The sequence below is a fragment of the Actinomadura rudentiformis genome, assembly GCF_008923185.1.
GTDB classification, from domain to species: Bacteria; Actinomycetota; Actinomycetes; order Streptosporangiales; family Streptosporangiaceae; genus Spirillospora; species Spirillospora rudentiformis.
The window spans coordinates 28,001-54,600 of the sequence record NZ_WBMT01000023.1; the positions used below are offsets into that span (position 1 = coordinate 28,001).

The window sequence follows — 26,600 nt, forward strand, 5'->3', positions numbered from 1 at the left end:
GTTTCCCCGGTCAGTAGCGACGTTTCCCGGTCAGTAGCGACCCTGGGTCAGGGGGCTGTCGGGTGAAGTGCTTAACCTTGCTAAGGAGTACCCCCGACCAAGAGTGAGCAACGTGCAGGACGCGAACAAGCCCCCGGAAGAGAGCGAGCCCTCGGAGGAGCACAAGCCCTCGGAGGAGAGCGAGCCCCGATCGGGCCGGACGAGGCGGATCGCGATCGACACGCGGCCGCTCGCCCACCCCGCGTACCGGCGGTTGTGGATGGGCCAGGGCGTGTCGTTCGTCGGGTTCCAGGTCACCGCCGTGGCCGTGCCGGTGCAGGTCTACGACATGACCAAGTCGTCGTTCTGGGTCGGCGCGCTCGGGGTGGTCAACCTCGTGCCGCTGATCGTCTTCGGGCTGTGGGGCGGGGCCGTGGCCGACCACATGGACCGGCGCCGGTTGCTCTTCATGTCCTCGTGCGTGACCTGGGTGTCCACCCTCCTCCTGCTGGCGCAGGCGTTGCTCGGGGTGCACAACCTGTGGCTGATCATGGCGATCGTCGCGGTGCAGGCCACCGGATTTGCGATCTCGTCACCGACCCGCAGCGCGATCATTCCCCGGCTCCTGGAGAAGGAGCTCGTCCCGGCGGCCAACACGCTCAACTTCACAGCCAGCCAGGTCGGCATGCTCGCCGGGCCACTCTCCGCCGGACTGATCCTGGCCAAGTTCAGCTACTCGGCGGCTTACGCGTTGGACGCGGTTCTCTTCACCGTCGGCCTGTACGCGGCGTTGCGGCTCCCGCCCGTGCCTCCGCTCGGCGTCGTCACCGGCACGCCCGGCCTGCGTTCGGTGTTCGAGGGCTTCCACTACCTGGCCACCCAGCCGGTACTGCTGATGTCGTTCGTCGTCGACATCATCGCGATGGGCGTGGCCATGCCGCGGGCGCTCTTCCCTGAGCTGGCCGACACGCGCTACGGCGGTGACGAGGCGGTCGGCTGGCTGTTCGCCGCGATCGCGATCGGCGCGGTCCTCGGCGGCCTCTCCTCGGGCTGGATCGGCCGGATCCGCCGCCAGGGCATCGCGCTTGTGGGAGCCATCGTCGTCTGGGGGCTGGCGGTGGCTGCCGCGGGGCTGGCCCACAGTCTCTGGTTGGCGGTGCTCTTGCTTGCCGTGGGCGGCGCGGCCGACCTTGTCTCGGCTGTGTTCCGCCAGACCATGCTGCAGACGTACGCCCCAGACGAGATGCGTGGCCGCCTTCAAGGCGTCTTCACCGTCGTCGTTGCGGGTGGTCCTCGCCTGGGTGACCTCCGTGCGGGAGCCACTGCGGCCATGGCTGGGGCAACGGTCTCTTGGGTGGGCGGCGGGATCGCTTGCGCCGTGCTCGTGGTGGTCGCCGGGCTCGCCGTTCCTGCCCTTCTCCGCTACGACACCCGCACCGCGACCCCTGCTCCGGAGCCGGCACCGGCTCACTAGCCGAGGGCGCCGGCCACCTTCCTCAGATCGTCGACCAGGCCGGCGTACATCTCGTCGCGATTGTCCGAGCGGAGCACGGCCGAGGGGTGGATGGTCGCGAGCAGCTGGGCGCCGGAGCGCTTCTTCTCCTCGACGTTGGTCTTGGCCTTCGGGGTCCCGAGCAGCTCCAGGTCGGGCAACGGCAGGAGCTCGCCGCGCTGCTTGGTCACGCGGAACGTGGAGCCGAGGAGCGCCTTGCCCGCCGTGGCCCCCAGCGTGACCACGACATCGGGGTCGAGGCTCCGGAGCTCGGCGAGGAGCCAGGGGCGGCAGGCGCGCATCTCACCGGAGTTGGGGTTCTCGTGGATCCGGCGCTTGCCCTGGTACTTGAACTTGAAGTGCTTGACCGCGTTCGTCACGTAGACGTCGCCGCGTTCGATGCCCGCCTCTTCCAGGGCACGGTCCAGCAGGCGCCCCGCCGGTCCGACGAACGGGGCACCCTGGCGATCCTCCTGATCACCTGGCTGCTCGCCGACGAGGACGACCGCCGCGTCCGGTGAGCCCTCGCCGAAGACCGTCTGCGTCGCGTTCTCGTGCAGCGGGCACCCCTGGCAGCCCGCCGAGGCCTGCCGCAGCGCCTCAAGATCGGTCCGGAGCTGGGGATCTTCCGGCAGGAAGGGTTCCGCGTCGTGGGAAGTATTCGCAGTCATGGTGTGTTGCTCCATACCCGCCACGAGAGGGATATGTGCAGGCACCGCCTCCGGGCCGGATGAGCAAGTAGACTCGATCGCACAAGACTGGAGGGAGCTCGTGACCTCACACGGCCTGATTGACACCACGGAGATGTACCTCCGTACGGTTTTCGAGCTCGAAGAAGAGGGGATCATTCCTCTCCGCGCACGCATCGCCGAGCGCCTCTCCCAGAGCGGCCCCACGGTGAGCCAGACGGTGGCTCGCATGGAACGCGACGGGCTGCTGCGAGTCGAGGGCGACCGCCACCTCGAACTCACCGAAGCGGGCCGCCACCTGGCGGTGTCCGTCATGCGCAAGCACCGTCTCGCCGAGTGCCTGCTGGTCAACGTGATCGGCCTGCCCTGGGAGGACGTTCACATCGAGGCGTGCCGCTGGGAGCATGTGATGTCGGAGGAGGTCGAGCGGCGCCTGGTGGCCCTGCTGGACAACCCGACGAGCTGCCCGCACGGCAACCCCATCCCCGGCCTGGACGAGCTGGGCGGCCACGGCGACGACAGCGACACCGCCCCGGTCTCGGTGATGTCCGCGGTGGCGACCCCCCTCGGCGCCCGCGCGGTCATCCGCCGGATCAGCGAGCAGGTGCAAAGCGACAGCGATCTGATGCTTAAACTCAAGCAAATCGGGATACAACCGGGACGCGAGGTAACCCTTCAGACGACGGACGACGGTGTGCGGGTGACATGTGACGACGAAGCCGACAGCCCTTCGAGCGAGCTGCCGCGCGACATCGCCGAGCACGTCTTCGTCAGCCGGCGCTGACGGGGCTCCGTTGCCTTCCTCCACTCGGGCGACCTCTGGTCGGGGGCTCCAGGCCCCCTCCCCGACTCGCTTCGGAGTATCTTCCCATGGGGACAACCCCCTGGAATCCCCGCGATCGTTCCGGGTCTTTTCCGAAGATCTCCGTTCTCCCCTGTCGTTCTCGCGTATCCCCGAGGCGAGTTCGTCGTTCAATACTGGGGACGCATCTGGACTCGGACGGGCGGGGTCATGAAGAGCTGGGGGGAATCGCCGTTCGCGGCGCACCTGCCGCCTGAGACCGTCCTCAGCCAGATGGAGATGGCGGTCATCGTCTGCGACCGCTTCAGCAACGTCATCTACGGCAACTCGTTCGCCCGTCAGCTCTTCGGCTTCGGCGGAGACGAGGTGATCGGACACTCGGTGCTGTCGCTGGGCATCGCCGAGGAAGATCATGAGCAGGCCACCGAGCTGGCCAGGCATGTGCTCAAGGGCGGGGTGTGGGAGGGGACCTTCTGCAACCTGCGCGCCGACGGCACCTCGGTCTACACGCGGGCGCACGCGGTGCCGCTCCGGCATCCGTCCGGGGCCGTCGACGGCATCGTGATCTTCGCCCGCGAGGCGCTCCGCAGCAACCAGCGCGAGCAGGACCGGTACGGCCTGCTGGAGCGCATCGGCGAGCGGCTGGCCGGGTCGCTGGAGCTGCAGACCACGCTGCGGCGGGTGGCCGACATCCTGGTTCCGCAGTTCGCCGACCACTGCTTCATCGACCTGTTCGACACCGGCGAACGGCAGAACCAGGCGTACGGCCGGCTCGTCCGGCGTGCGGCACGGCACGCGGGCGGCTGGGAGCCCCCATCCGGCACGTGGGCCGACATCGGCGAAGCGATCTCCTACCCGGCCGGGCATTTCAGCGCCAAGGCGATGAGCCGCAGGGACGCGGTCCTCGTCGAGGACATGGTCCAGCACCGGTTCTCCGCGCCGAGCGACTCCAGCAAACGGCTCGGCGACGAGATGGGAATCACCTCGGTGATCTCCGCGCCGCTGATCGTGCGCGGCGAGCTGCTGGGCGTGATGAGCGTGGCGCTGTCCAACCTGACCAAGCGCCCCGACCCGCACTACGACGGCTTCGACCGCGACCTGATGGGCGCGATCGCCGGGCGGGTCGCGATCGCCGTCGACAACGCGATGCTCTTCGAGGAGGAGCGCGAGACGGCGCTCGCGTTCCAGAAGAACCTGCTCCCCAGCGAGCGGCCGCCGCGGCTGGACGGCCTCCAGGTGGCCTGGCGCTACGAGCCCGCGCGGCCCATCGAGTCGCACGGGCATGGCGTCCAGACCCAGGTCGGCGGCGACTGGTACGACGTGATCCCGCTGTCGGCGGGCCGGGTCGGGCTGGTCATCGGCGACGTCGAGGGGCGCGGGGCGCGGGCCGCCGCGGTCATGGGCCAGCTGCGCGCCGCGATGCGCGCGTTCGCCCAGGACGACAAGTCGCCCGCCGAGATACTGCGCAAGCTGGACGAGTGGGTGCGCACGATGACCCGGCCGGAGCGGCAGCGCTCGGGCTGGGCGCCCTACAACGACGAGGTCCGGCCGCCGCTGGTGTCGTGCACCTACTTCACCTACGACGCGTGGTCGCGGGTGCTGGAGTTCGCCAACGCCGGGCACGACCCGCCGCTGCTGATCGCGGACGGCGAGGTCTCGGAGCTGAAGTTCGAGAGCGAGGGCGCCATGCTCGGCGTCCGCGGTCCGGGCATGGGCGGCGAGATCCTCTTCAACGAGGAGTCGACCGAGCTCAAGCCCGGCACCACGCTGGTGCTCTACACCGACGGCCTGATCGACCGGCGGCCCAAGGAGAACGGCGAGTACCACACCCGTGAGGAGGCCCGCGAGATGGTCCGCGCGGCCATCGCCGAGGTGGCCCGCCGGGACGTGGAGACGATCGCCGGCGCCGTCTACGACGCGGTGCAGGGCGACATCGACGACGACGTGGCCATCGTGGTGATCCGCACCGCCGCGGACGAGCTCGCGGTGGAGGAACGGCTGTTCCCGGCCGAGCCGATCATGGTGTCGGAGGCGCGCCGGATGGCCGCCGACGCGTTCGCCTCCTGGGGCATGCTCGACGAACAGGCCGAGCTGGCGTGCCTGCTGGTCTCCGAGGTGGTCACCAACGTCGTGCTGCACGCCACGACGACGCCGACCCCGCGCCGCGAGCTGGTGCCGTCCGGCATGCCGCAGGTCCAGTTCAACGCGGCGGGCGACCTCGACGGGGTCTTCGACGAGGACGACTGGAACCTCGGCGCCGATCTCGGCCGCCGGGAGCCGCCGACCAAGGACTTCCGGCTGCGGCTGCGCCGTGGCGCGGAAGCGATCTGGGTGGAGGTCTTCGACTCCGACCTGCGGCTGCCGCGCATCCGCAGCGCGGGCGAGACCGACGAGGGCGGCCGCGGGCTCTACCTGGTCGACCAGCTGGCGACCCGCTGGGGCGCCCGCCCGACCTCGGACGGCAAGGCCGTCTGGTTCGAGCTTCCTCTGCGTTGAATTGAGCCCCGGCTCCGCCGGACTCGCCTGGCGGCTCGCCCGACGGCCCGGATCTCGTGCGAGCGCGACGTCGGCTGAGGCTGTTGCGGGGTGTCCCGGCGTACCGTGGTGGGGTGCGCGCCTGGATGGTCGACAAGCCCGGACCGATCGACGACGGGCCGTTGCGGCGGATCGACCGGGACATGCCCGAGCCTGGGCAGGGCGAGCTACTGCTCAAGGTGCTGGCCTGCGGGGTCTGCCGTACGGATCTGCATGTCGCCGAGGGCGATCTGCCCGTGCACCTGCCCGGGGTGACGCCGGGCCACGAGATCGTCGGCGAGGTCGTCGCGGTGGGGGCGGGTTGCCGCCGGAGCGTGGGTGAGCGGGTCGGCGTGGCGTGGCTGCGCGGCACCTGCGGGGCGTGCCGGTTCTGCCGGCGCGGTGCCGAGAACCTCTGCCCGGCCTCGGTCTACACGGGCTGGGACGCACACGGCGGGTACGCGGAGTACGCGATCGCCGTTGACGCGTACGCCTACGCGCTGCCGCCCGAGCTCGACGACGTCCGTGCCGCGCCGCTGTTGTGCGCAGGGATCATCGGCTACCGTGCGCTGCGGCGCGCGGAGCTGCCCCCCGGCGGACGTCTCGGGATCTGGGGGTTCGGCGGCTCGGCGCACCTGGCCGCGCAGATCGCGCGGGCGGAGGGCGCCGCGGTGCACGTCTTCACCCGTTCACCGGCGGCCCGCGAGCTGGCGCTGTCGCTGGGCGCGGTCTGGGCGGGCGACTCGTTCGGCGAGGCGCCCGGACCGCTCGACTCGGCGATCATCTTCGCGCCCGCGGGCGGCCTGGTGCCGGCCGCGCTCGAACGGCTCGATCGGGGCGGCACGCTGGCGATCGCCGGTATCCACCTGACCGACGTGCCGCCGCTCGACTACCAGCGGCACCTCTTCCGGGAGCGGCAGGTGCGGTCCGTGACCGCCAACACGCGGGCGGACGGGGAGGAGTTCCTCGCGCTGGCCGCGCGGCTCGGGGTGGCGGTGACGACACGCCCGTACGGGCTGGACGAGGCGGATCAAGCGCTGGCCGACCTGGCGGCCGACCGTTTCACCGGGGCAGCCGTGCTCGTGCCCTGAAGCGAGGTTCTGAGGCGCGTCCTGAGGCGCGTCGGGATCAGATCGGCTCGGCGGCCACGTGTGCCCAGTTCTGGGTGAACCAGAGCTCGCCGCCGATGATGCGGGGCTTGGCCCCGGTCCGGGGACCGCCGTCGACCTCCTCCTCCAGGGCCTCGCGGATCTCCGCGGCGGCGGCCAGGGAGTGCGCCCCGGCGAGCCAGGGCTCCACGGGCCGTTCGACCGTGAAGACGTCCAGCCGCCGGACGTTCGCGCCGGCGCTCGTGATCAGGTCGGTGAGACCGGCGATCGAGAAGGTGCCCGGGTGGTCGGGGTTCTTGACGCGCTCGATCCAGTCACGGTCGGCCCCGGCCAGATTGGTGCGCACCACGTCGGCGATGATCAGCCGTCCGCCGGGACGGGTCACGCGCAGCAGCTCCCGCAGGACCTGGGCGGGATCACCGAGGTTGTAGAGAGAGAAGCGGGTGGTGACGAGGCTGAACGCGTTGTCCTGGTAGGGGAGCGCGGTCGCCTCCGCACGCACCGTCTCGGCACGTACCGTGAGCGCGTCGGCGGACTCGATCGGGAATCCGTCGGGATCGGTCATGTCGTGCTGCCGATCTCCGGCCGTGCGTTGCGACGGGAAGTGCTGTGACCTGCGTATCTCCCGATGCGTGGCGGCGGGGTCCCGGTCGCCGTCAGCGTCGGCGATGCGGACGGGGCCGGTGCCGAACTCGACGGTGGGCACGCGGCCCTGGCCGTCGGGACGGCCGGCCCAGGCGGACGGCGGGGGCGCCGCGTCCACGGCGGTGACATGGCGGACCTGGGGGGACAGGGCGGCGGGCATCGGCCCGCGGCCCCGGGCGACGTCCAGGCAGACGTCCTCCCGGGTCGGCTCGGCGAAGTCCAGCAGGCGTCGTACGTGCGGGGTCACCGTGCCGCCGGACTCATGGACCTCGGTCGCGGGGTGCGGCACGTCGGGTCTCCCTCGGCTCAGGTCGGCTTCGCGCTGCGGGTCGCCGCTCGGTCTCGTCGTACGCGTGCCACCGGCACCACTGCGAGCGGGGTCTGGAAGCCGAATTCGTCAGTTATGACTCTCTGGAGGGGGAGAAAGTTCGCCCACCAGGGAGGGAAGTTCGTCCCCATTGGAGGAGAAAAGGCTACTCGACCTCACGAGTCCAGTTGTTGTCCGAACAAGGCCAGCGTGACCAGGACGAAAACGACGAAGACCGCGATGTAGGTCGGCACCGGCAGCCGTAGCCGCTGGGCGGCCCAGCGCACCGCGAATCCGCACAACAGCGCCGTCACGACGAGCGCGATGATCCCTTCCATGGCCACCTTCGTTCCGGGGGGAGGTGCCGTTCCCCTTGAACGATAGACGGGTTGATCGAGCGAGTGGTGGGAGCGGGCGGAGCCGGGGGCGGGGCCGGCCGGGGAGCGGACCGCGCCGAGGCCGTGATCTTCGCGGGTCGTGGGGTAGGTCTCCTCCGTATGTCCACGTCTTGGGGGGCGCGGGATGACCGCTGATATGACGACCAAGGAGGACGGCAGGTCCATGCCTCAGGGCCGGGACCTGTACGTGATCCTCGGCGCGCTCATGCTCGCGATGCTGCTCGCGGCGCTGGACCAGACGATCGTCTCCACGGCCCTGCCGACGATCGTCAGCGACCTGGGCGGACTCAACCATCTCTCCTGGGTGGTGACGGCGTACCTGCTCTCGTCGACGGCCTCCACGCCGCTGTGGGGCAAGCTGGGCGACCAGTACGGGCGCAAGCGGCTCTTCCAGACCTCGATCGTCATCTTCCTCATCGGGTCGGCGCTGTGCGGCGTGGCCCAGGACATGACCCAGCTGATCGCGTTCCGCGCCGTGCAGGGCCTGGGCGGCGGCGGGCTCATGGTGCTCGTCGTCGCGATCGTCGGCGACGTGGTGCCGGTCCGGGAGCGCGGCCGCTACCAGGGGCTGTTCGGCGCGGTCTTCGGTGTCTCCAGCGTGTGCGGGCCGCTGCTGGGCGGCTGGTTCGTCGACAACCTGTCGTGGCGCTGGGTCTTCTACATCAACATCCCGATCGGCATCCTCACGCTGATCGTCATCGCCGCCGTGCTGCACGCCGTGTCCGTGCGCGAGCAGCACAAGATCGACTATCTGGGCACTCTGCTGATCGTGGGCTGGGCGGTCGGGCTGGTGCTGATGACCACCTGGGGCGGTACGGAGTACGCGTGGACGTCGCCGCAGATCATCGGGCTCGGCGCCGGCTCGCTGGTCCTCATCGCGTTGTGGATCTACGTGGAGCTGCGCGCCACCGAACCGGTCATGCCGCCGCGGCTCTTCACGGAGGCCGTCTTCTCGCAGGGCTCGGCGATCAGCTTCGTGATCGGCTTCGCGATGTTCGGCGCCATGACGTTCATCCCGATCTTCCTCCAGGTCGTGCACGGTGTCTCGCCGACGATGTCGGGCGTGCACCTGCTGCCGATGATGCTCGGCATGCTGGTCGCCTCGATCGGGTCCGGCCAGCTCATCAGCGGCACCGGCCGCTACAAGATCTATCCGGTCGTCGGCACCCCGATCGTCGCGCTGGGAATGTGGTTGTGCGCGGGCATGGACGAGACCACCTCCACGCTCTCGATGAGCCTGCGGTTCGCCCTGCTCGGCTTCGGTCTGGGGCTGGTCATGCAGGTCCTGGTCATCGCCGTGCAGAACGCCGTCCCGTACCAGGATCTCGGCTCGGCCACGTCGGGCGTCACGTTCTTCCGCCAGATCGGTGGCTCCTTCGGTGTCGCGGTGTTCGGCTCGGTCTTCGCCAACCAGCTGGCCTCCAACATGGAGGCCGTGGCGCGCAAGGGAGAGCTGCCGCCTGGCTTCGACCCGTCCGCCGCCGAGGGCGATCCGGGCCTCCTCGACCAGTTGCCGCCCAAGGTGCGGGCCGACGTGCTGCACGTGTACGCGGAGTCCATCCAGACCGTCTTCCTCTGGGCGGTTCCGGTCGCCCTCGTCGCGGTCGTGCTGACCTGGTTCCTGCGCGAGGTGCCGCTCCGCGCGACCGCCGGCGCCCAGGACTATGGCGAGGGCTTCGGCGGCGCCCCCACGGTCCGTTCGTCCCGGCATGAGATCGAACGGGCGCTCAGCGTGCTCATGCGCAAGGACGCCAGAGCCATGGAGCTGTACGAGCGCCTTGGCGCCATCTCCGGGGTCAACCTGCCTGCCGGGAGCATGTGGGCGCTCTGCCGGATCGCCAAGGACGGCACGGTGTCCGGCGCTGAACTGGCCGAACGCGCCGGTGTGCCCGTCGAACGCGGGCGCCCGTACGTGGACCGTCTGGTGAACGCGGGCTTCGTCGTTCGCCGGGAGGGCGACCTCGTCGTCACCGACAGCGGCCAGGCGGTCGCCGGCCGGCTCTTCGAGGCCCGTCGCGAGGGACTGGCCGAGCACCTGGCCGGCTGGTCTCCCGACGAACATCCGGAGCTCGCCGAGATCCTCACCAGGCTCTCCCGCGAGAGCCTGGGCGATGACGCCGACGCCGAGGCCGTCCAACCGAGACCCAGGTCACATGGCGTTGCCTCCCGGGAGATGTAATCTCATACTGACTAACCGAATCTCACTCGGTTTCGGGACGGAACCCCAACCCCACCTTTGGAGGCGTAGTGGCCGAGGCGTACATCGTCGGCGCGGTCCGTACCCCCGTCGGCACCAAGAAGGGTGCCCTGAAGGACGTTCACCCCGCCGACCTCGGGGCCCACGTGCTCAAGGAGCTCGTGAACCGGACCGGGGTCGACCCGTCCGCCGTCGAAGACGTGATCACGGGCTGTGTCATGCAGGTCGGGCCGCAGTCGCTCGACATCGCGCGTACCGCCTGGTTGTCGGCCGGCCTTCCCGAGAACGTGCCCGGCGTGACCATCGACCGGCAGTGCGGCTCCTCGCAGCAGGCGATCCACTTCGCCGCCCAGGGCGTGCTGTCCGGCACCCAGGACCTCGTGGTCGCCTCCGGCATCGAGCAGATGGCCGTCGTGCCGATGGGTTCCTCGGTCGCGATGGCGCTGGAGAAGGGCATGCCCTTCCCCTACGGCGACGGTTGGGCCGAGCGCTACGGCCAGCAGGAGATCTCGCAGTTCCGCGGCGCGCAGCTGATGGCCGAGAAGTGGGGCTTCTCGCGCGAGGACCTGGAGAAGTACGCCCTGGAGAGCCACCAGCGCGCGTCCAAGGCCATCGAGGCCGGCTATTTCGACAGGGAGATCGCGCCGATCGCCGGGCTGTCCAAGGACGAGGGCGCCCGCCCCGACACCTCGCTGGAGAAGATGGCGGGCCTCAACCCGCTGCGCGAGGGCTGGGCCATCACGGCCGCCGTCGCCTCGCAGATCTCGGTCGGCGCGTCCGCGCTGCTCATCGCCTCCGAGGAGGCCGTCAAGCAGCACAACCTGACCCCGCGGGCGCGGATCCACACCCTCACCGTGTGCGGCTCGGACCCGGTCTACATGCTGACCGGCCCGATCCCGGCGACCGAGAAGGCGCTGCAGCGCAGCGGCCTGAAGATCGACGACATCGACGTCTTCGAGGTGAACGAGGCGTTCGCCCCGGTGCCGATGGCGTGGGCGGCCGACACCGGCGCCTCGCTGGAGAAGACCAACCCCAACGGCGGCGCGATCGCTCTCGGCCACCCGCTGGGCGCGACCGGCGGCATCCTGATGACCAAGCTGCTGCACGAGCTGGAGCGCACCGGCGGCCGCTACGGCCTCCAGACGATGTGCGAGGGCGGCGGCCAGGCCAACGCGACGATCATCGAGCGCATCTGAGTGCCGGCGGGCGGGGCCCTGGGCCTCGCCCGCCCCGCTTTGGGGAGAGCCATGATCCTGTACGAGGTGGCCGACCGGGTCGCGACGATCACGCTGAACCGCCCGGACGCCCGGAACGCGCTCAGCGACCAGATGATCGAGGAGCTGCTCGACGCGTTCGACCGGGCCGGTGCCGACGACGGCGTCCACGTGATCGTGCTGACCGGCGCGGGCGACCGCGCGTTCTGCGCGGGCGCCGACCTGGGCGGGCTGAGCACCGACCAGATCGACGACATCCGGGCCAGCGCCCCGTACCGCCTGTTCACGGCGTTCCCCCGGCTGGGCAAGCCGATCATCGCGCGCCTGGCCGGGCACGCGGTCGCGGGCGGCCTCGGCCTCGCCGCCGCCTGTGACCTGGTCATCGCCGCCGACGACGTCACGCTCGGCACCCCCGAGGTCAACGTCGGGCTCTGGCCGATGATGATCATGGCCATCATCAACCGGAACGTGGCGCCCAAACACGCGTTCAAGCTCTACTACACGGGGCAGCGCATCACCGCCGCCGAGGGCCGCGAGATCGGCCTGGTCACCGAGGTCGTGCCACGCGCAGACCTGGACGCCCGGGTGGCCGAACTGGCCGCGACCATCGCGTCCAAGAGCCCCATCGGCCTGCGCATGGGCCGCGAGGCGTTCTTCGCCATCGAGGGGCGCCCGCTGGAGGACCAGATCGCGCACCTGCTCGGCGAACTGGTCGTGCTGGCCGGGACCGAGGACGCCAAGGAGGGCGTCACGGCCTTCCTGGAGCGCCGCGAACCGGACTTCAAGGGCCGCTGACCTGGGCGCTGACCTGGGCGCCTCCGGGATATCCGGGCGCCCGCATGGTTGAGTGATCGACCATGCGAAGAGCCGCGCTGCCCGTCGACGACGAGTACGCCCCGCTGTACTCCGTGGGCCAGGTCGCCGCGATGTTGCACCTCCGCCAGGCGTTCCTGCGCCGCCTCGACGAGTACCAGGTGGTCTGCCCCCGCCGCACGGAAGGCGGCCAGCGCCGCTATTCGCGGTCGGAGATCAGCCGCGTGCAGTACGTCGTGGAGCTGGTCGGCGAGGGCATGACCCTGACCGCGATCCGTCGCGTCCTGGACCTGGAACAACGCGTCCGCGATCTAGAACGCCGCCGCGATGACGACGCCCGCCGGATCCGCGACCTGGAATCCCGCCTCAGAGGCCGCCGGGCCCCCGTACCGCCCATGTAGGGCCGTACCACCCATGTAGGGCCGTCAGGCGATGGTGAGGCTCAGGGTGCGCTGGATGCGGGCGGCGGTCGCCTGGATGCGGTGGGCGGAGGCCTCGATCTTGGGGAGCTTGCTGGTGCGGCAGGAGATGGCCAGCGCCCCGACGACGCTGCCGGTGGCGTCGGTCACGGGGACGGCGGCGCAGCCGGTGCCGAGCGCGTATTCCTCGCGGTCGAGGGAGAGCCCGGATGGCTTGGCCAGGGTGCGCAGGAGCTGCTGCCGGTCGGTGATGGTGTGCGGGGTGAGGTCGACGAGCGGGTGGCGGGCCAGGTAGTCGCGGCGGCGTTCGTCGTCGAGCTGGCCGAGCATGCACTTGCCGATGGCGGTCGCGTGGGCGGCGGCGTCGAAGCCCACCCAGAGATCGACGCGGGGGGTGCGGGGGCCGTCGGCTATGTCGACTATGCGGATCTCGTCGTCCTCGTGCAGGCCGAAGTACGCGGCGACGCCGAGCTCGTCACGCAGCGCCATCAGGGCGGGGCGGATGCGGGCGAGCAGCTGCTGGGTCTTGCTCTGGCCGTGCAGCGACTGGACGCGGTCGCCGATGACCCAGACGCCGTCCGAGAGGCGCATCGCGTAGCCCTCGTGGGCGAGGGTGCGCAGCAGGTGGTACGTCGTGGCGAGCGGCAATCCGGCCTCGCGGGCCAGCTGCTTGGCGGGCGCCCCGTTGGGATGCGAGGCCACGGCCTCCATCAGGTGCAAGGCACGTTGCACTGAAGCGATGAGAGTAGGTCTCCGTGTCTCATCCATCACGCACAGCGAACCCCTCTGGCCTCGTCAGGTCAAGGCCTTTCGTGATACTGAGTCCATTGGATCACTTCTTGCTCGGTCTGGCGCCGTGTTCACGGAAGCCAGCGGCCGAATTCAGTGTGCTGGAACGGTCCTTTCTCGGGCCTTAACTCTGTGGCGAGATCATTGTTCCCGCGGACAACATAAGTGCGCTGTTAACGCATTGGCATCGGCTGGTGTTCGGTGGGCCCTACTCGGGGGTACGACTCGGGAGTAACTTCGCAAGGGAGACGCGGAAGCCATTCCGAGGAGCCGGTATGACCCAGCCGAGCCGCGTAGACGAGCGCACCGCCCGAAAGATCGCCGAAGAGGCGCGCGAGACCGAATGGCGCCTTCCGAGCTTCGGAAAGCAGCTGTTCCTGGGCGACTTCCGCCTCGATCTCATCCATCCCCATCCGCGTTCTGACGAGGTCATGGTGCGTAAGGGGGAGGAATTCCTGGCCCGGCTCCGGGAGTTCTGCGCGACGAAGGTCGACTCGGCGGCGATCGAGAGGGACGCGCGCATTCCCGATGAGGTCATCAAGGGACTGCGCGCGCTCGGCGCTCTCGGCATGAAGATCCCGGAGAAGTACGGCGGCCTCGGGCTCGGGCAGTATCACTACGGGCGGGCCCTGATGATCATCGGTTCGGTCAGCCCGGCGCTCGGCGCGCTCGTCTCGGCCCACCAGTCCATCGGAGTCCCGCAGCCGATCAAGCTCTTCGGCACCGACGAGCAGAAGAACACCTGGCTGCCGCGCTGCGTCAACGAGATCAGCGCGTTCCTGCTGACCGAGCCCGACGTCGGCTCGGACCCCGCGCGGCTGCGGACCACCGCGGTGCCCACCGGGAACGGCGAATACGTCTTGAACGGCGTCAAGCTGTGGACCACCAACGGCGTCGTCGCCGACCTCGTGGTCGTGATGGCGCGGGTGCCGAAGTCCGAGGGGCATCGCGGCGGCATCTCCGCGTTCGTCGTCGAGGCGGGCTCGCCGGGCATCACCGTCGAGCGCCGCAACGCGTTCATGGGGCTGCGCGGCATCGAGAACGGCGTCACGCGCTTCCACGACGTCCGCGTCCCCGCCGCGAACCTGATCGGCAAGGAGGGCGCCGGACTGAAGATCGCGCTCACCACGCTCAACACCGGCCGCCTGTCGCTGCCCGCGTTGTGCGCGGCGGCCGGCAAGTGGTCGACCAAGATTGCGCGCGAGTGGTCCAAGGAACGGGTGCAGTGGGGCCGCCCCGTCGGCGAGCACGAGGCCATCTCCAAGAAGCTCGCGTTCATCGCCGCGACCTCGTACGCCCTGGAGGCGATGCTCGACCTGTCCAGCCAGCTGGCCGACGACGAGCGCAACGACATCCGCATCGAGGCGGCGTTGGCCAAGCTGTGGTCCTCCGAGATGGCCAGCAGGATCGCCGACGAGCTGGTCCAGATCCGTGGTGGCCGCGGCTACGAGACCGCGGCGTCGCTGGCGGCTCGCGGTGAACGCGGCGTGCCCGCCGAACAGGTCCTGCGCGACCTCCGGATCAACCGGATCTTCGAGGGCTCGACCGAGATCATGCACCTGCTGATCGCCCGTGAGGCCGTGGACGCGCACCTGTCGGTGGCCGGCGACATCATCGACCCGGACGCGTCACGCGGGCAGAAGGCGCGCGCCGCCGCCCGAGCCGGCGGCTTCTACGCGCGGTGGTTGCCGACGCTGGTCACGGGCGCGGGGCAGCGTCCCGGATCGTACGGCGAGTTCGGGCCGCTGGCGCAGCACCTGCGCTATGTCGAACGTGCCTCCCGCAAGCTGGCCCGCTCGACCTTCTACGCCGCCGGACGCTGGCAGGGAAAGCTGGAGTACAAGCAGGGCTTCCTCGGCCGCATGGTCGACATCGGCGCCGAGCTCTACGCCATGAGTGCCGTCTGCGTACGGGCGCTGCAAGACAGCAGGGAGCACGGGACGCGGTCGAGCGAGGGCGAGACGGTCCGTTCGCCTGGCGTGTCCGCGACCAGGCTGGCCGATGCCTTCTGCAGGCAGGCGCGGGTACGGATCGAGGAGCTCTTCGACGGGCTCTGGCGCAACACCGATGCCCTGGACGCGAAGCTCGCCAAGCGCGTCCTCTCAGGCGACTTCACCTGGCTTGAGGAGGGCATCCTCGACCCGTCCATCCCAGGTCCCTGGATCGCCGACGCGACCCCTGGCCCGTCCAAGCAGGAGAACGTCCACCGCCCGATCGGCTGAGCGCCTGGGCGGGCGGCCCGGGGATCGTCGCACAGTGTCACCATGTGAAAACTCTCTGCCTGTGTTCAGGGCCGAGTGCCGATATGTTGCACTCACCCGGTGGTGCCGTGGTGACGACAGGGCGGAGGGCGACGCGATGCTCAGCGTGATCGTCGATGGCCCGCGATACGGCGGACACACCCGTTCCGGCATTGATCCCCGTTCCGGCAAGGACGCCCGTTCCGGAGTGCGGCCCGACCTCGATGTGCTCGTGGCCACGGCTGTCGAAGGGTTCGGCCTCCCGGCCGCCGCACTCCGGGACGGGATCATGCAGGTGTCCCGCGTTCGCACCCGGCGCGCCGGACGAGCGTGAGCGAGCTCACCGAGACCGTCTCTCCGTGGTCCGGTACGGTGACGTGACCTGGCATTTGGCGGGTCGCCGGTCGACACGCCAAGGTGTGTGGCACAGCAGCGCGCTCCGGGGCGTCCGAGGCTGAATGACACGCACACGGCTCGTGAACGTTCACTGTCGACTAGACTGACCCGACCTTTGCGCTAGAGATCGGCCCGCCTCGAAGTCCAGGTCGGCACGCCGGTCCGGCGAACGCCAGCCGATTGCCAGGCGAGCGACAACGCACTCCAGCGAGCGGGAAGTATGCATTCACCAGGTCAGAAAAAGTCCATTGCCGGTACGCTCCTCAAGCTCCTCGGCAGCAAGACCCAGCCTGCCGTTCCCACCGCCGGCGACGGCGAACTCGTCCAGCCGGCCGCGGGCGACGGCGCCCTGGAAAACCACCTCGGTGGCGACGAGGCCCGCAACTACCGCAAGTACGAGTACGACATGGTGGCCCCGCACGTGGGCCGTTCCCTGCTGGAGATCGGCTCCGGCCTCGGGCACTTCTCCGAACAGTTCGCCGGGCGGCTCGACTACCTGGCCGTGAGCGACAACGACCCCTACTGCGTGGGCGAGCTCCGCAAGCGCTACGACGACAACGACGACGTCGAGGTGCTCGACCTGGAGCTGCCCGCCGAGGTCGACATCCGGCAGAAGGTCGACACCGTCGTGATGATGAACGTCCTTGAGCACATCAAGGACGACGTCCAGGCACTGCGCGACCTCGCCGCCGTGACCCTGCCCGGCGGCCGCATCGTCATCTGGGTGCCCGGCTACATGCAGCTCTACGGCGAGTTCGACCGCAAGGTCGGCCATGTGACCCGTTACACCCCGGCCACCCTGGAGGCTTCGGTCCGCGAGTCCGGGCTGATTCCCGAGGTGCTCAAGCCCATCAACTTCCTGGGCGGCATCGCCTGGTGGGCCGCCGTCCGGCGCGGCGGCGCCGGCTACCCCGACCCGCGCCTGGTCAAGATCTACGACCGCACGGTCATCCCCACCACCCGCGCCATCGAGCGCCTGGTGCGCCCGCCGTTCGGCCAGACCGTCTTCTGCGTGGCCCGCGTTCCCAAGTAGACCGATCCACATCCGGCGGCCTGGTCGCGTCGGACTGGCGCGCCGCGCCCGCACCGATCGCGGTCGGTAATCGGGTCCTCTCGGGTCGTGGTCGGGCGGGTACGATGCGGGAAACCCTCCGAAACGTCGGTCACGTCACCGGCGATGCGACCAGAGGCGGCCCGTGGCGAGCGTTGCGCTGGAACGGCGGGCGGGCAGGCTGCCCGCAGAGGTGACCAGGTTCGTCGGCCGGAAGCGCGAGCTCGCCCAGGGCAGGCGCCTTCTCGAGGCGTCCCGGCTGGTGACGTTGACGGGGGCGAGCGGAGTCGGCAAGACCCGGCTGGCGCTCCGGCTGGCGGGGGAGGCCCGTCCCGGTTACGCGGACGGGGCGTGGTTCGTCGATCTGTCGGCGTTGCGTGACGCCGAGCTGCTCGCGCACACCGTGGCCGAGGCGTTGCATGTGCCCGACCAGTCCACGCGCGACCGGCTCGACATGCTCGCCGAGCATCTTGCCGATCGCGAGCTGCTGCTGGTGCTCGACACCTGCGAGCATCTGGTGGACGCCTGCGCGATTCTGGCGGAGGTGTTGCTGCGGGCCGCGCCGCGCCTGCATCTGCTCGCCACCAGCCGCGAGCCGCTGGATGTTCTCGGCGAGCACACCATGGTGCTGCCGCCGTTGAGCCTGCCTGACGCCGAGGGCCCGGCGGCCGAGGTCGCGGCGTCGGACGCGGTGGCGCTCTTCGCCGACCGTGCCGCGGCGGTCGTGCCTGGCTTCACGCTCAGCGGCGACGAACTGCCTGCCGTCGCGCGGCTGTGCCGGAGGCTGGACGGCATTCCGCTCGCGATCGAGCTGGCTGCCGTACGGCTGCGGGCGCTGTCGGTCGAGCAGCTCGTGGAACGGCTGGACGACCGGTTCCGGCTGCTCGGCACCCATCGCGCGCAGCGGGCAGGCCGTTCCCGCCATCAGACCTTGCGGGCGGCGGTGCAGTGGAGCCATGAGCTCTGCACGCCGCGGGAGGCATTGTTGTGGGCCCGGCTCACGGTGTTCCCCGGCGGGTTCGATCTCGCCGCGGCCGAGCAGGTGTGCGCCGACGCGGAGGGTGCGGAGACCGGACTGCCCGCGGACGCGGTCTATGAGACGCTCGCGCGTCTGGTCGAGAAGTCGATCGTGCTCCGCGAGGAGGGCGGCCGCCGCTACCGGATGCTCGACACGCTGCGCGAATACGGCAGCGACCTGCTGGCGGGGCGGGAAGAGGTGGAACGGCTGCGGCGGCGGCATCGGGACTGGTTCCTCGGGCTCGCCGTCCGCGCCGAGGCGGAGGCGTTCGGTGCCGATCAGGCCGGACGTCTCGAACGCCTCATGCGTGAGCACGCCAACCTCCGTGCCGCGCTCGACTACTCGGTCACCACTCCGGGCGAGGGCGCGCAGGCGACGCGGATGGCGGCGGCACTCGCCCAGTTCTGGTTCTCCGCCGGACTGCTCGGCGAGGGCCGCCTGTGGTTGGGCAAGGCCCTCGCCACGGACGCGACGTCCGATCGTGCCAGGGCGCTGTGCCTGTCCGGATTGCTCGCGGTGCTCCAGGGAGACCTTGAGGCGGCCGAGGGCTTCCAGGCAGAGGCGGTGCCGCTGGCGTCCAGCAGTTTGGAACGCGCCTACACGGTCGAGCTGGCCGGGCTGGTGGCGTTCTTCCGCGGCGACCTGGAGGCGGCGCGGCCACTCCTGGCGGAGCCTGCACCGAGCGGCGATATCTGGACGATGTTGCGGTTGCCGCTGCTCGCGGCGCTGCACTGCCTCACCGGCGACATCGACCGGGCGCTGGAGTACTGCGAGGAGTGCCAGGTGCTCAGCGCCGCGTCCGGTGACCAGTGGTGCCTGGCGTACGCGACGTGGGTACGCGGGCTCGCGCACTGCCTCCGTGGCGACCCGCAGACGGCGAGTGTCGAGGCACAGCGGACGTTGCGGCTCATGCGGGGACTCAACGACCGGCTCGGCAGCGCGATGGCGCTGGACCTGGCCGCGGGCTGCGCGGGTTTCACCGGATCGGCCGAACGGTCGGCACGGCTGTTCGGCGCCGCCGACCGGATGTGGCGGATCGTCGGCGCGCCGATGTTCTTCGGCCCCGCCTACCTGTCCCTGCGCGGAGTCGTGCTCTCCGAGGTGCGCGGCTCGCTCGGAGAGGGCGGCTGGCAGGTCTTCTACGAGGAGGGACTCCGGCTCAGCCTCGACGAGGCCATGGACCACGCCCTGGACGAGCGGCCCGGCGTCAACGCTCGCGGCGTCGACCCATGGGAACCGCTCACCCGCCGCGAACGCGAGATCGCCGCCCTGGTCGCGCAGGGACTGTCCAACCGGGAGATCTCCGAGCGCCTGGTCATCGCCAAGCGCACGGTCGACTCCCACCTCGAACACATCCTCGCCAAACTCGAGATGGCCTCCCGGACGCAGATCGCCGCCTGGGTCACCGAGCGCCTACGTCCCAGCCGCTGATTTTAGGTACGCCTATCGGGATGTCTCCCGATGCATCCCCGTGCCCAGGTCCGCAAGACTGTTACTTGCCGAAAGGGTCACGGACCGCCTCTCCACGCGGAGAAGTGCCGCGTACTTCCGCGGGCCGTGTCCGGGACGGCAACCACTGAAGTTCCCGTGTGGTCCGACGATGCGGCGGCGGGAGCCCGGGAGGGGAGGTTCCCGCCGCCGGATCCATCCCGCGTCGCCAGGGCCGCGCCCCCTCAGCGCTTCAGGGTGGGGGCCGGGAAGAGGGCGAGGCGGTGTGCGGTGGCTGCGGCTTCGCCGCGGCTGGTGACGTCGAGCTTGGTCAGGATGTTGGAGACGTGGACGCTCGCGGTCTTGGCCGAGATGAAGAGCATCTCGGCGATCTCACGGTTGCTCTGGCCGTCGGCGACCAGGCGTAGCACTTCGAGTTCGCGCGGAGTCAGGCCGAGCGGCGGGGCGGTGGTCTGCCCGGACGTGCGGGTGAGGCGGGCGCGGCGGAAGAGGTCGTCGATCTGTGCGGAGAGTGGCCCGGCCTTGAGCCGTTCGGCGAGGTCGGCGGCCCGCCGCAGGCGAGCCGCGGCGCCGTCACGGTCGCCGTCGAGGATCGATGCCTCGCCGGCGCGGGTCAGCGCGGTGGCGAGTGAATGGCTTTGGCCGAGCTCGTCCCACGCGGCCGCGGCGGCGTCCCAGGCGACCCGGTCGTTCACGCCGCGGGCTCGCGAGACCTCCGCCAGGAATGTGAGACGGTGCGCCTCCTGGGCGGGGCCCAGCACCTTCAGGCCGGCGGCACGGGCCTCGATCTGCGGAAGGGCGGGTTCGCCGTTGATCATCGCCCGTTCGCCGAGGGCGGCGCAGGCGGTGGCGCCGAGGACCATGACCGGCCAGGCGTAGCGGCTGTCGTCCGGCAGGCCCGTGGTGGGGATCACCGGGCGCACGGCCTCCAGCGCCTCCTCGTACCGGCCCGCCGCGATCCGGAGCCGGGCCTTCAGCCGGAGCGTGGCGAAGTAGTCCTGGGTCTTCCGCCCCTCCATGGTGACGTCCATGATCTCGTCCGAGGCGTTGAGCCAGGCCTCGGCGGTCGCCAGTTCGCCGCGCGCCGTCGCCACCTCGCCGAGGAGCACCAGCAGCGAGGTGCGGATCGTGATCGCCGGGTCCTGTTCCAGCGCCTGGTCGAGGACGGTGAACGCCTCGTCCCAGCGGCCGAGCGACACCAGCGGCTCGGCGAGGTTGATGCCGAGGAACGTGCCCTTCGTACGGGCGACGCCGAATTCCTTGGCCTGCTCCATGCCGCGCCGGGCCACCTCGACGGCCTCCTCGTGCAGGCCACGGCCCTCCAGGAAATGCGACTTGATCACGGCGAGGCGAAGCAGCACACGGTGGCTTCCGGAGCGCAGCGCGACCTCGTCGACCTCGGCGAGCATCTGGGCGTCCTCGTCGTAGTCGATGTCGACGCAGAACAGCGTGATCAGCGCGTCGGCCTCGGCCGTGACGTCGCCCAGCGCCCGGGCGATCTCGAGCGACTCGATCGCGGCGCTCCGGGCCTCGTGCGTATCGGTCGTCAGACGTACGTACTGCGCCAGTGTGGCCAGCGTACGGGCGCGGATCACGGTCGGCTCGGCCGGCAGGCAGCGCACCGCCTCGCGCAGGTCCTCGACGAACCCTGGCCGGGCGATCTCGAAACGCATCCGGCCGCGCAGCTCCAGCAGGGCGGCGCGCCGCGTGCTGGGGCCGCCGGACTCCTCGACCTCGCGCAGGGCCGCGGTGGCCAGCCTGATGCCGATCTCGTACTCGCCGGCGAGGTCGGCGGCGATCGCTGCGTCCTCCAGCACGTCGGTGTGGCCGGCGCCGATCCGTTCGGCGGCGTCCGGCACCCGTTCCCAGAGCTCCAGGACGCGCGACAACATCGCCAGCGACTCGGCGTAGGCCAGGGCCTTGTGGGCGTCACCGGCCGCGCGGCTGGAGCTGACCAACGCCCACGTGGCATCGTGCGCGGCGTTCCAGTGGTGGCTGAGCTCGATCCACAACCGTCCGGCGGGGACAAGGCCCGGGGTGTTCTCGAGCGCTTGGGCGTAGCGGGTGTGGAGCCTGGTGTGCTCGCCCGGCAGGAGATCGTCGTGGAGCGCCTCGCGGATCAGGGCGTGCCGGAACGCGTAGCCGTCGCCGTCCACCACCAGCACATTCGCGGCCACGGCGGGCCGCAGGACGCGGGTCAGCGTGGTGTCGTCAAGCCCGGAGACCGCGGCGAGCAGGGCGTGCTCGATGCGCGTGCCGCCGCCGCTGGCGTCGCGCAGCACGTCCTGTGTCTCGTCCGGCAGCCGCTGTACGCCCGCGAGCAGCAGGTCACGCAGCGACTCGGGAATCTCGCTGGCGAGCGTCCCGTCGCTGTCGAGCAGCGCCTCGATGAACAGCGGGTTGCCCTCGCTGCGCGCATGGATCTTGTCCACCAGCTGGGGCTGTGGCTCGGTCCCGAGGATCCGGGCGGCCAGCTCGGCGACCTCTGCGCGCGACAGCCGGGCCAGCTCGACCCGCCGGACCTTGTCGCTGCGCCCGAGCTCGGCCAGCAGCGGCCGTAGGGGATGGGTGCGGTGCAACTCGTCGACGCGGTACGTGACGACGATCAGCAGCGGTGTGGCGATGACGTTGCGGATGAGGAACGCCAGCAGGTCACGGGTGGACCGGTCGGCCCAGTGCGCGTCCTCGATCACCAGTACCAGCGGCTGCCGCTCGGCCAGCCGTTCCAGCAAGGTCAGGACCAGCTCGAACAGCCGGGCACGTTCCTCGCCGGAAGGCGTGTCGCTCTCCGGCTCGCCGAACTCGGGCAGCAGGCGCGCCAGGCCGCGGGTGTCGCCGCGCGGCAGCAGTTCAGCCACCCCGTCGATGCCGATGTCGCGGACCAGGCCGCGCAGCACAGTGGTGAACGGGGCGAACGGCAGGCCGTCGGAGCCCAGCTCCAGGCAGCCGCCGACCAGCAGCCGCCCCCGTGGCGTCCCGTCGACCGGCCTCTCAACCGCCCTGGCGAACTCACGGATGAGCCGTGTCTTGCCGAGCCCCGCCTCACCGCCGACCAGCACGGCCCCCGGTGCGGCGGCCAGCGCCTCGTCCAGATCGCCGAGCTCGGCCGAACGGCCCACCAGGACCGGACTCATCACACGTGCACTCACGCACCAAGGATGCCGCATGACTACGACAAAGTCGTACAAATATCACCCTGTGAGACCCTCGGCACGCTCATGCCGACGAGCGGCAAGGTGGTGGTCGGGGCGTTGCGGTCGGGGTGCTGCGGTCAGGGGTGCCAGGTCTGGTTCTGGTGCTCGTCCAGCTCCGCGACCGGGCCGGGCGGTAGCGGCGGATGCACTGCCGTGCGAACGGGGCTTCCCACCGTGTCGCCATGGATCACGCCCCGGCTTCCGAAATGCTCGTGCGCCATCATCTCGGCCCGCGTCAGCAGCGGGGCGACGGGGGCGCCTGCCGTGCCGAGACGTTCGACCGCCTCGTCCCGGGTGAGATGTGCGACGGCAGCCGCTACGGCCTCGTCCAGCTCGCGCACTCGTCCGAGCCGTTCGAGGAACGGGACGTCCGCATACTCGTCCAGGCCCAGAGCCGCGCACGTCGCCGTCCAGAGGTTCTCCTCGGAGACCACTCCGAGCGTGATCTTCTGGCCGTCCTTGGTCGTGTAGACGCCATAGCCGGGCACGGGTCCCGAACCGCCGTTCCGGTTGATCGCCGTGGGCACCGTTCCGACCCAGTTGGCCAGCACGTCGGCCATGCCGAGGTCGATCCGGTCACCGACGCCGGTCGCACGCGCCTTGAGGCACGCCGCGGTGATCGCGAACGCGGCCATGGTCGCGGCCGCCATGTCGGCCACCGGCAGCTCGTCGGCGTCGGGTGAGACCGCGTCGGCTGGAAGCGCAGCCGTGTAGGCCCGGTAGTTGACGTCATGTCCGGGCACAGCCGCCAGCGGTCCCTCCGCCCCGTACCCCGACAGCGAGCAGTAGACGAGCCGCGGATTGAGCGCCAGCAGAACCCCATGGCCGACGCCGAGCCGGTCGGCCACCCCTGGCCGGAATCCTTCGACGAAGACCTCGGCCTCGGCCGCCAGCTCAAGACAACGTGCCCGGTCGGCGTCGTCCTTCAGATTGAGCGCGATGCTGCGCTTGTGCTGGTTGAGCAGGTCGAAGTGGCTCCGGAACATCCGCATCGGCTCCCCGCCGGGCGGCTCCACCTTGATCACGTCCGCGCCGAGCTGGGCGAGCAGTTGCGTGGCGTACGGCCCAGGCCGCCACATCGTCAGATCCAGCACCCGCAACCCGTCCAGCAGCGCCATGGACACCTCTCCTCGACCGTGATCGGTCCACGGTGTCGTCCCGGCCCCGGGCGAGTCAAGCGAGCGCTTGGTTTTTTAGCTTCACCCACGTGAGCCCTCCGGCCCCCGCATCCGTTGACAGAGCGTCTAATTCAGGGTGACGCTGGCCGGGTGGGCCGGCCGGTCACTACCGGTGGAGGTGGTTGGGATGCGGTTTTCCCTCTTCTACGAGCACCAGCTTCCGCGGCCTTGGGAGCACGGGGAGGAGCATCGGCTCTACAAGGACGCCCTGGAGCAGATCGAGATCGCGGATCGGGTGGGCTTCGACCACGTATGGCTGGTCGAGCATCACTTCCTGGAGGAGTACAGCCACTCGTCGGCGCCGGAGGTCTTCCTGGCGGCGGCGTCGCAGCGGACGAAGCGGATCCGGTTGGGGCACGGGATCGTTCAGTTGCCGCCCAATGTGAACCATCCGGCGCGGGTGGCGGAGCGGGTTGCGACCTTGGATCTGGTTTCGGACGGGCGCGTCGACTTTGGAACGGGCGAGGCGAGCTCCAGCGCGGAGCTGGGGGGCTTTGGCGTGCGGCGCACCGAGAAGCGGGCTCAGTGGGAGGACGCGATCGACGCGATCACCCGGATGTTCGTGGAGGAGCCGTTCGCGGGGTGGGAGTCCAAGTATTTGCAGATGCCGCCGCGGAACGTGATACCGAAGGCCTTGCAGAAGCCTCATCCGCCCCTGTGGGTCGCGTGCTCGCGGAGGGAGACGATTCATTTCGCCGCGCGGAACGGGATCGGCGCTTTGTCGTTCTCCTTTGTGGAGCCGGAGGACGCGGCCAAGTGGACGGGTGAGTACTACCGGATCATCGAGTCGGACGAGTGTGTGCCGGCGGGGTTCGCGGTCAATGCGAATGTGACCGTTGTGCTGCCGATGATGCTGCACGAGGACGAGGCGATCGCGATCGACCGCGGGATCGACGGGGCGCACTTCTTCGGGTTCGCGCTCGCGCATTACTACGGGACCACGCCGCACGATCCGGGGCGTACGGATGTGTGGGCCGAGTTCCAGGAGCGGCGGGCGGCGCGGGGGTTCGATCGGGATCAGATCATCGCGAACGCGGAGGCGCTGAACGTCAATGTGGGGTCATTGAGGGGCGCGGTCGGCACTTCTGAGCAGGTGATCGACCTGGTCCGGCGGTACGAGACGGCTGGGGTCGACCAGATTGGTTTCGTGCTCCAGTCCGGGCCCAATCGACATGAGCACATCTGCGAGAGCATCGAGCTCTTCGGCAAGGCCGTCATGCCGCATTTCGTGGAAGGGCGGCAGGAGCGGGAGGCCGCGAAGGCTGAGCGGCTCGCCCCGGCGATCGAGGCGGCGCTGGCCCGGCGGGCTCCGGCGCGGAAGGTGCCGCCCGGTTACCGGATCGATGAGGAGGCTGAGCTTGCGCGGGCGCGGCGCGCACGCAGGTCGGGACGTCCGGCGGGACTCCGTCCGGCGTTGGTGCTGGTGCGTGAGGAGGCGCGGTCGACCGCGCGTCGGCGTGTGCAGCGGGGCTTGTCCCGGCTGGTTCGCGGGCGGTCGGACGCCGAGATCGAGCGAAGGTTCGGTCCCCGGGCGCAGCGGGTCTTCTTCGCCGGGATGGCGCGGCAGTACGACCCGTCGATGGCGGCGGGCTTCGAGGGGGAGCTGGAGTTCCGGCTGAACCGCCTGGACGGGACGCAGACCGCGTGGACCATCCAGGTGCGAGAGGGGAGGGCCCGGTCTCGGCAGGGCGAGGCTCGGGAACCCGCCATCACCATTGTCACCGGGACCGGCGACTTCCTGCGGACGCTCTCGGGCGACGCCAATCCTGCGACTTTGCTGATGGACGGACGCCTGAAGATCCGGGGGAATTTGGAGCTCGCGCCGAAAATCAGCGAGATGTTCGGGGGTCCGTCGCCCTATTGACGTCATCTTCGCTCGATGTTCTCTCTCCAGGAGCCCCCTCTCTTCACGCGCCTGAAGTCCGAGCGCATCCTTACTGACCGCATGGGGAGACTGGGGCCCCCGGATCTCAGTGATTGGGCCCAGGGGCCCTGTTTCACGTGATGCCGAATTCATAGCGTTTCGGATGCAAGCACCATCACCTATTTCGCAGAGGGAATGCTCGTGAAGATTCGCCATCTCGCATCCGGTGGAATTGCCGCCGCCGTCGCGCTCATGCGCCGCGTCTGACGCTTCCATGATGAGGGCCGAAGACGTCGCGCTGCTGCACCATCTCGTCCAGCTGTCCGACATACAGTTCGCCGGAGCCCAGCTCGGCATCATGCTGAGCTGGGCCTCGTTCTCCATGCCTTACATGAGCGGCTTCGCAACAGGGACCGGCGACGCCGACAAACCGTCCAGGCCTTGGGCGGAGTTGTTCCCCCACGCGCCCATCCCCAAGGGCGGCGTCCTCCCGGATCACGAGGAGCGGCGGCTGACGTACTGGCAGCCGGCCGCGGACGCACCGGCGTCCCTGCACCTCGCCTGGTTGCTGCACGGTCTCGCCGACGAGCTCCATGCCTTCAGCAAGGCGCGCCTCGACCTCCAGAGGCTCGACGTCGTCGACGCGGCGTACGCGGACATCGCGTTCTACCACGGTGCGCTCTGTACGGTCCGCGTCCAGCTCGCCGACCGCGTCGACCCGCTCGACTTCCCGGGGATCCTCATCCGGGAGAGCCTCGAAGACCACTTCCGCGCCCATCGTTCTCGCGACGCCCTGATCGACCTGTGCCACCGCCTCTAAGTAAGCCGCCCCAGCTCGGGGAC

20 protein-coding genes are annotated in these 26,600 nt (G+C 70.1%); 14 read left to right on the plus strand and 6 right to left on the minus strand.

Features of this window, described 5'->3' with window-relative positions:
• Window positions 1-112 precede the first annotated feature (112 nt).
• Entirely contained in the window at window positions 113-1,453 is a 1,341-nt protein-coding gene (locus F8566_RS39000; protein WP_225993906.1) for an MFS transporter, read from the plus strand.
• Here F8566_RS39000 and F8566_RS39005 read toward each other — a convergent pair.
• Window positions 1,450-2,142: a UdgX family uracil-DNA binding protein gene (locus tag F8566_RS39005; RefSeq protein ID WP_151567431.1), complete on the minus strand. Its 693-nt coding sequence runs from the start codon at window positions 2,140-2,142 to the stop codon at window positions 1,450-1,452. The genes F8566_RS39000 and F8566_RS39005 overlap by 4 nt on opposite strands.
• Before the next feature lie 100 nt (window positions 2,143-2,242).
• On the opposite strand from F8566_RS39005, the gene F8566_RS39010 reads away from it, so the two are divergent.
• The 3 genes from F8566_RS39010 to F8566_RS39020 all read left to right on the plus strand — a co-directional run bounded on the left by F8566_RS39010 (window position 2,243) and on the right by F8566_RS39020 (window position 6,567).
• Window positions 2,243-2,944: a metal-dependent transcriptional regulator gene (locus F8566_RS39010; protein ID WP_151567433.1), complete on the plus strand. Its 702-nt coding sequence runs from the start codon at window positions 2,243-2,245 to the stop codon at window positions 2,942-2,944.
• A 228-nt stretch (window positions 2,945-3,172) separates the two neighbouring features.
• Window positions 3,173-5,458, plus strand: a complete 2,286-nt coding sequence (locus F8566_RS39015) for an ATP-binding SpoIIE family protein phosphatase (RefSeq protein ID WP_151567434.1) — start codon at window positions 3,173-3,175, stop codon at window positions 5,456-5,458.
• A gap of 113 nt (window positions 5,459-5,571) precedes the next feature.
• Window positions 5,572-6,567, plus strand: a complete 996-nt coding sequence (locus tag F8566_RS39020; RefSeq protein WP_151567436.1) for a zinc-dependent alcohol dehydrogenase family protein — start codon at window positions 5,572-5,574, stop codon at window positions 6,565-6,567.
• A gap of 37 nt (window positions 6,568-6,604) precedes the next feature.
• Here the strand turns inward: F8566_RS39020 and F8566_RS39025 are convergent, their stop codons facing one another.
• Together F8566_RS39025 and F8566_RS50420 are read right to left on the minus strand one after the other, a co-directional pair.
• A complete protein-coding gene (locus F8566_RS39025) occupies window positions 6,605-7,519 on the minus strand; it encodes a class I SAM-dependent methyltransferase (RefSeq protein WP_151567438.1) in 915 nt (304 codons plus the stop codon).
• 194 nt (window positions 7,520-7,713) lie between these two features.
• Window positions 7,714-7,875 carry a hypothetical protein gene (locus F8566_RS50420; RefSeq protein ID WP_192810086.1) on the minus strand — a complete coding sequence of 54 codons (162 nt, stop codon included), beginning with the start codon at window positions 7,873-7,875 and terminating at the stop codon, window positions 7,714-7,716.
• A 184-nt stretch (window positions 7,876-8,059) separates the two neighbouring features.
• Here F8566_RS50420 and F8566_RS39030 point away from each other — a divergent pair, with 184 nt between their 5' ends.
• From F8566_RS39030 to F8566_RS39045, 4 genes are all read left to right on the plus strand, one after another.
• Entirely contained in the window at window positions 8,060-10,114 is a 2,055-nt protein-coding gene (locus tag F8566_RS39030) for an MFS transporter (RefSeq protein ID WP_225993907.1), read from the plus strand.
• A 68-nt stretch (window positions 10,115-10,182) separates the two neighbouring features.
• On the plus strand, window positions 10,183-11,328 hold the full coding sequence (locus F8566_RS39035; protein ID WP_151567440.1) for an acetyl-CoA C-acetyltransferase: 1,146 nt from the start codon (window positions 10,183-10,185) through the stop codon (window positions 11,326-11,328).
• Window positions 11,329-11,379: 51 nt separating this feature from the next.
• Entirely contained in the window at window positions 11,380-12,141 is a 762-nt protein-coding gene (locus tag F8566_RS39040) for an enoyl-CoA hydratase/isomerase family protein (protein WP_151567442.1), read from the plus strand.
• 62 nt (window positions 12,142-12,203) lie between these two features.
• A complete protein-coding gene (locus F8566_RS39045; RefSeq protein WP_151567444.1) occupies window positions 12,204-12,560 on the plus strand; it encodes a helix-turn-helix domain-containing protein in 357 nt (118 codons plus the stop codon).
• 24 nt (window positions 12,561-12,584) lie between these two features.
• Here the strand turns inward: F8566_RS39045 and F8566_RS39050 are convergent, their stop codons facing one another.
• A complete protein-coding gene (locus F8566_RS39050; protein ID WP_264159526.1) occupies window positions 12,585-13,310 on the minus strand; it encodes an IclR family transcriptional regulator in 726 nt (241 codons plus the stop codon).
• 332 nt (window positions 13,311-13,642) lie between these two features.
• Here F8566_RS39050 and F8566_RS39055 point away from each other — a divergent pair, with 332 nt between their 5' ends.
• The 4 genes from F8566_RS39055 to F8566_RS39070 all read left to right on the plus strand — a co-directional run bounded on the left by F8566_RS39055 (window position 13,643) and on the right by F8566_RS39070 (window position 19,503).
• On the plus strand, window positions 13,643-15,589 hold the full coding sequence (locus F8566_RS39055; protein ID WP_151567448.1) for an acyl-CoA dehydrogenase family protein: 1,947 nt from the start codon (window positions 13,643-13,645) through the stop codon (window positions 15,587-15,589).
• A gap of 136 nt (window positions 15,590-15,725) precedes the next feature.
• Window positions 15,726-15,941, plus strand: coding sequence for a hypothetical protein (locus tag F8566_RS39060; protein ID WP_151567450.1), 216 nt, complete (start codon window positions 15,726-15,728; stop codon window positions 15,939-15,941).
• Window positions 15,942-16,223: 282 nt separating this feature from the next.
• Window positions 16,224-17,036 carry a class I SAM-dependent methyltransferase gene (locus tag F8566_RS39065; protein ID WP_225993908.1) on the plus strand — a complete coding sequence of 271 codons (813 nt, stop codon included), beginning with the start codon at window positions 16,224-16,226 and terminating at the stop codon, window positions 17,034-17,036.
• A 163-nt stretch (window positions 17,037-17,199) separates the two neighbouring features.
• Window positions 17,200-19,503 carry an ATP-binding protein gene (locus F8566_RS39070; RefSeq protein WP_151567452.1) on the plus strand — a complete coding sequence of 768 codons (2,304 nt, stop codon included), beginning with the start codon at window positions 17,200-17,202 and terminating at the stop codon, window positions 19,501-19,503.
• Between the two features lie 242 nt (window positions 19,504-19,745).
• Here F8566_RS39070 and F8566_RS52730 read toward each other — a convergent pair whose 3' ends face one another.
• A complete protein-coding gene (locus tag F8566_RS52730) occupies window positions 19,746-22,670 on the minus strand; it encodes a helix-turn-helix transcriptional regulator (RefSeq protein ID WP_318836468.1) in 2,925 nt (974 codons plus the stop codon).
• Between the two features lie 122 nt (window positions 22,671-22,792).
• A complete protein-coding gene (locus F8566_RS39080; protein ID WP_151567454.1) occupies window positions 22,793-23,833 on the minus strand; it encodes a CaiB/BaiF CoA transferase family protein in 1,041 nt (346 codons plus the stop codon).
• 187 nt (window positions 23,834-24,020) lie between these two features.
• On the opposite strand from F8566_RS39080, the gene F8566_RS39085 reads away from it, so the two are divergent.
• Window positions 24,021-25,757 (plus strand): LLM class flavin-dependent oxidoreductase, encoded by a 1,737-nt coding sequence (locus F8566_RS39085; protein ID WP_151567456.1) that lies wholly within the window; start codon window positions 24,021-24,023, stop codon window positions 25,755-25,757.
• A 274-nt stretch (window positions 25,758-26,031) separates the two neighbouring features.
• Window positions 26,032-26,577, plus strand: a complete 546-nt coding sequence (locus tag F8566_RS39090) for a hypothetical protein (RefSeq protein WP_151567458.1) — start codon at window positions 26,032-26,034, stop codon at window positions 26,575-26,577.
• Window positions 26,578-26,600 lie beyond the last annotated feature (23 nt).

Excerpts from the sequence above, each read along its gene's own strand:
- F8566_RS39045 (WP_151567444.1), top strand. The coding sequence starts at position 12,204 with ATGCGAAGAGCCGCGCTGCCCGTCGACGACGAGTACGCCCCGCTGTAC.
- F8566_RS39030 (WP_225993907.1), top strand. The coding sequence starts at position 8,060 with ATGACCGCTGATATGACGACCAAGGAGGACGGCAGGTCCATGCCTCAG.
- F8566_RS39060 (WP_151567450.1), top strand. The coding sequence starts at position 15,726 with ATGCTCAGCGTGATCGTCGATGGCCCGCGATACGGCGGACACACCCGT.
- F8566_RS39040 (WP_151567442.1), top strand. The coding sequence starts at position 11,380 with ATGATCCTGTACGAGGTGGCCGACCGGGTCGCGACGATCACGCTGAAC.
- F8566_RS39065 (WP_225993908.1), top strand. The coding sequence starts at position 16,224 with ATGCATTCACCAGGTCAGAAAAAGTCCATTGCCGGTACGCTCCTCAAG.
- F8566_RS39005 (WP_151567431.1), bottom strand. The coding sequence starts at position 2,142 with ATGACTGCGAATACTTCCCACGACGCGGAACCCTTCCTGCCGGAAGAT.
- F8566_RS39090 (WP_151567458.1), top strand. The coding sequence starts at position 26,032 with ATGATGAGGGCCGAAGACGTCGCGCTGCTGCACCATCTCGTCCAGCTG.
- F8566_RS39085 (WP_151567456.1), top strand. The coding sequence starts at position 24,021 with ATGCGGTTTTCCCTCTTCTACGAGCACCAGCTTCCGCGGCCTTGGGAG.
- F8566_RS39055 (WP_151567448.1), top strand. The coding sequence starts at position 13,643 with ATGACCCAGCCGAGCCGCGTAGACGAGCGCACCGCCCGAAAGATCGCC.
- F8566_RS50420 (WP_192810086.1), bottom strand. The coding sequence starts at position 7,875 with ATGGAAGGGATCATCGCGCTCGTCGTGACGGCGCTGTTGTGCGGATTC.
- F8566_RS39015 (WP_151567434.1), top strand. The coding sequence starts at position 3,173 with ATGAAGAGCTGGGGGGAATCGCCGTTCGCGGCGCACCTGCCGCCTGAG.
- F8566_RS39080 (WP_151567454.1), bottom strand. The coding sequence starts at position 23,833 with ATGGCGCTGCTGGACGGGTTGCGGGTGCTGGATCTGACGATGTGGCGG.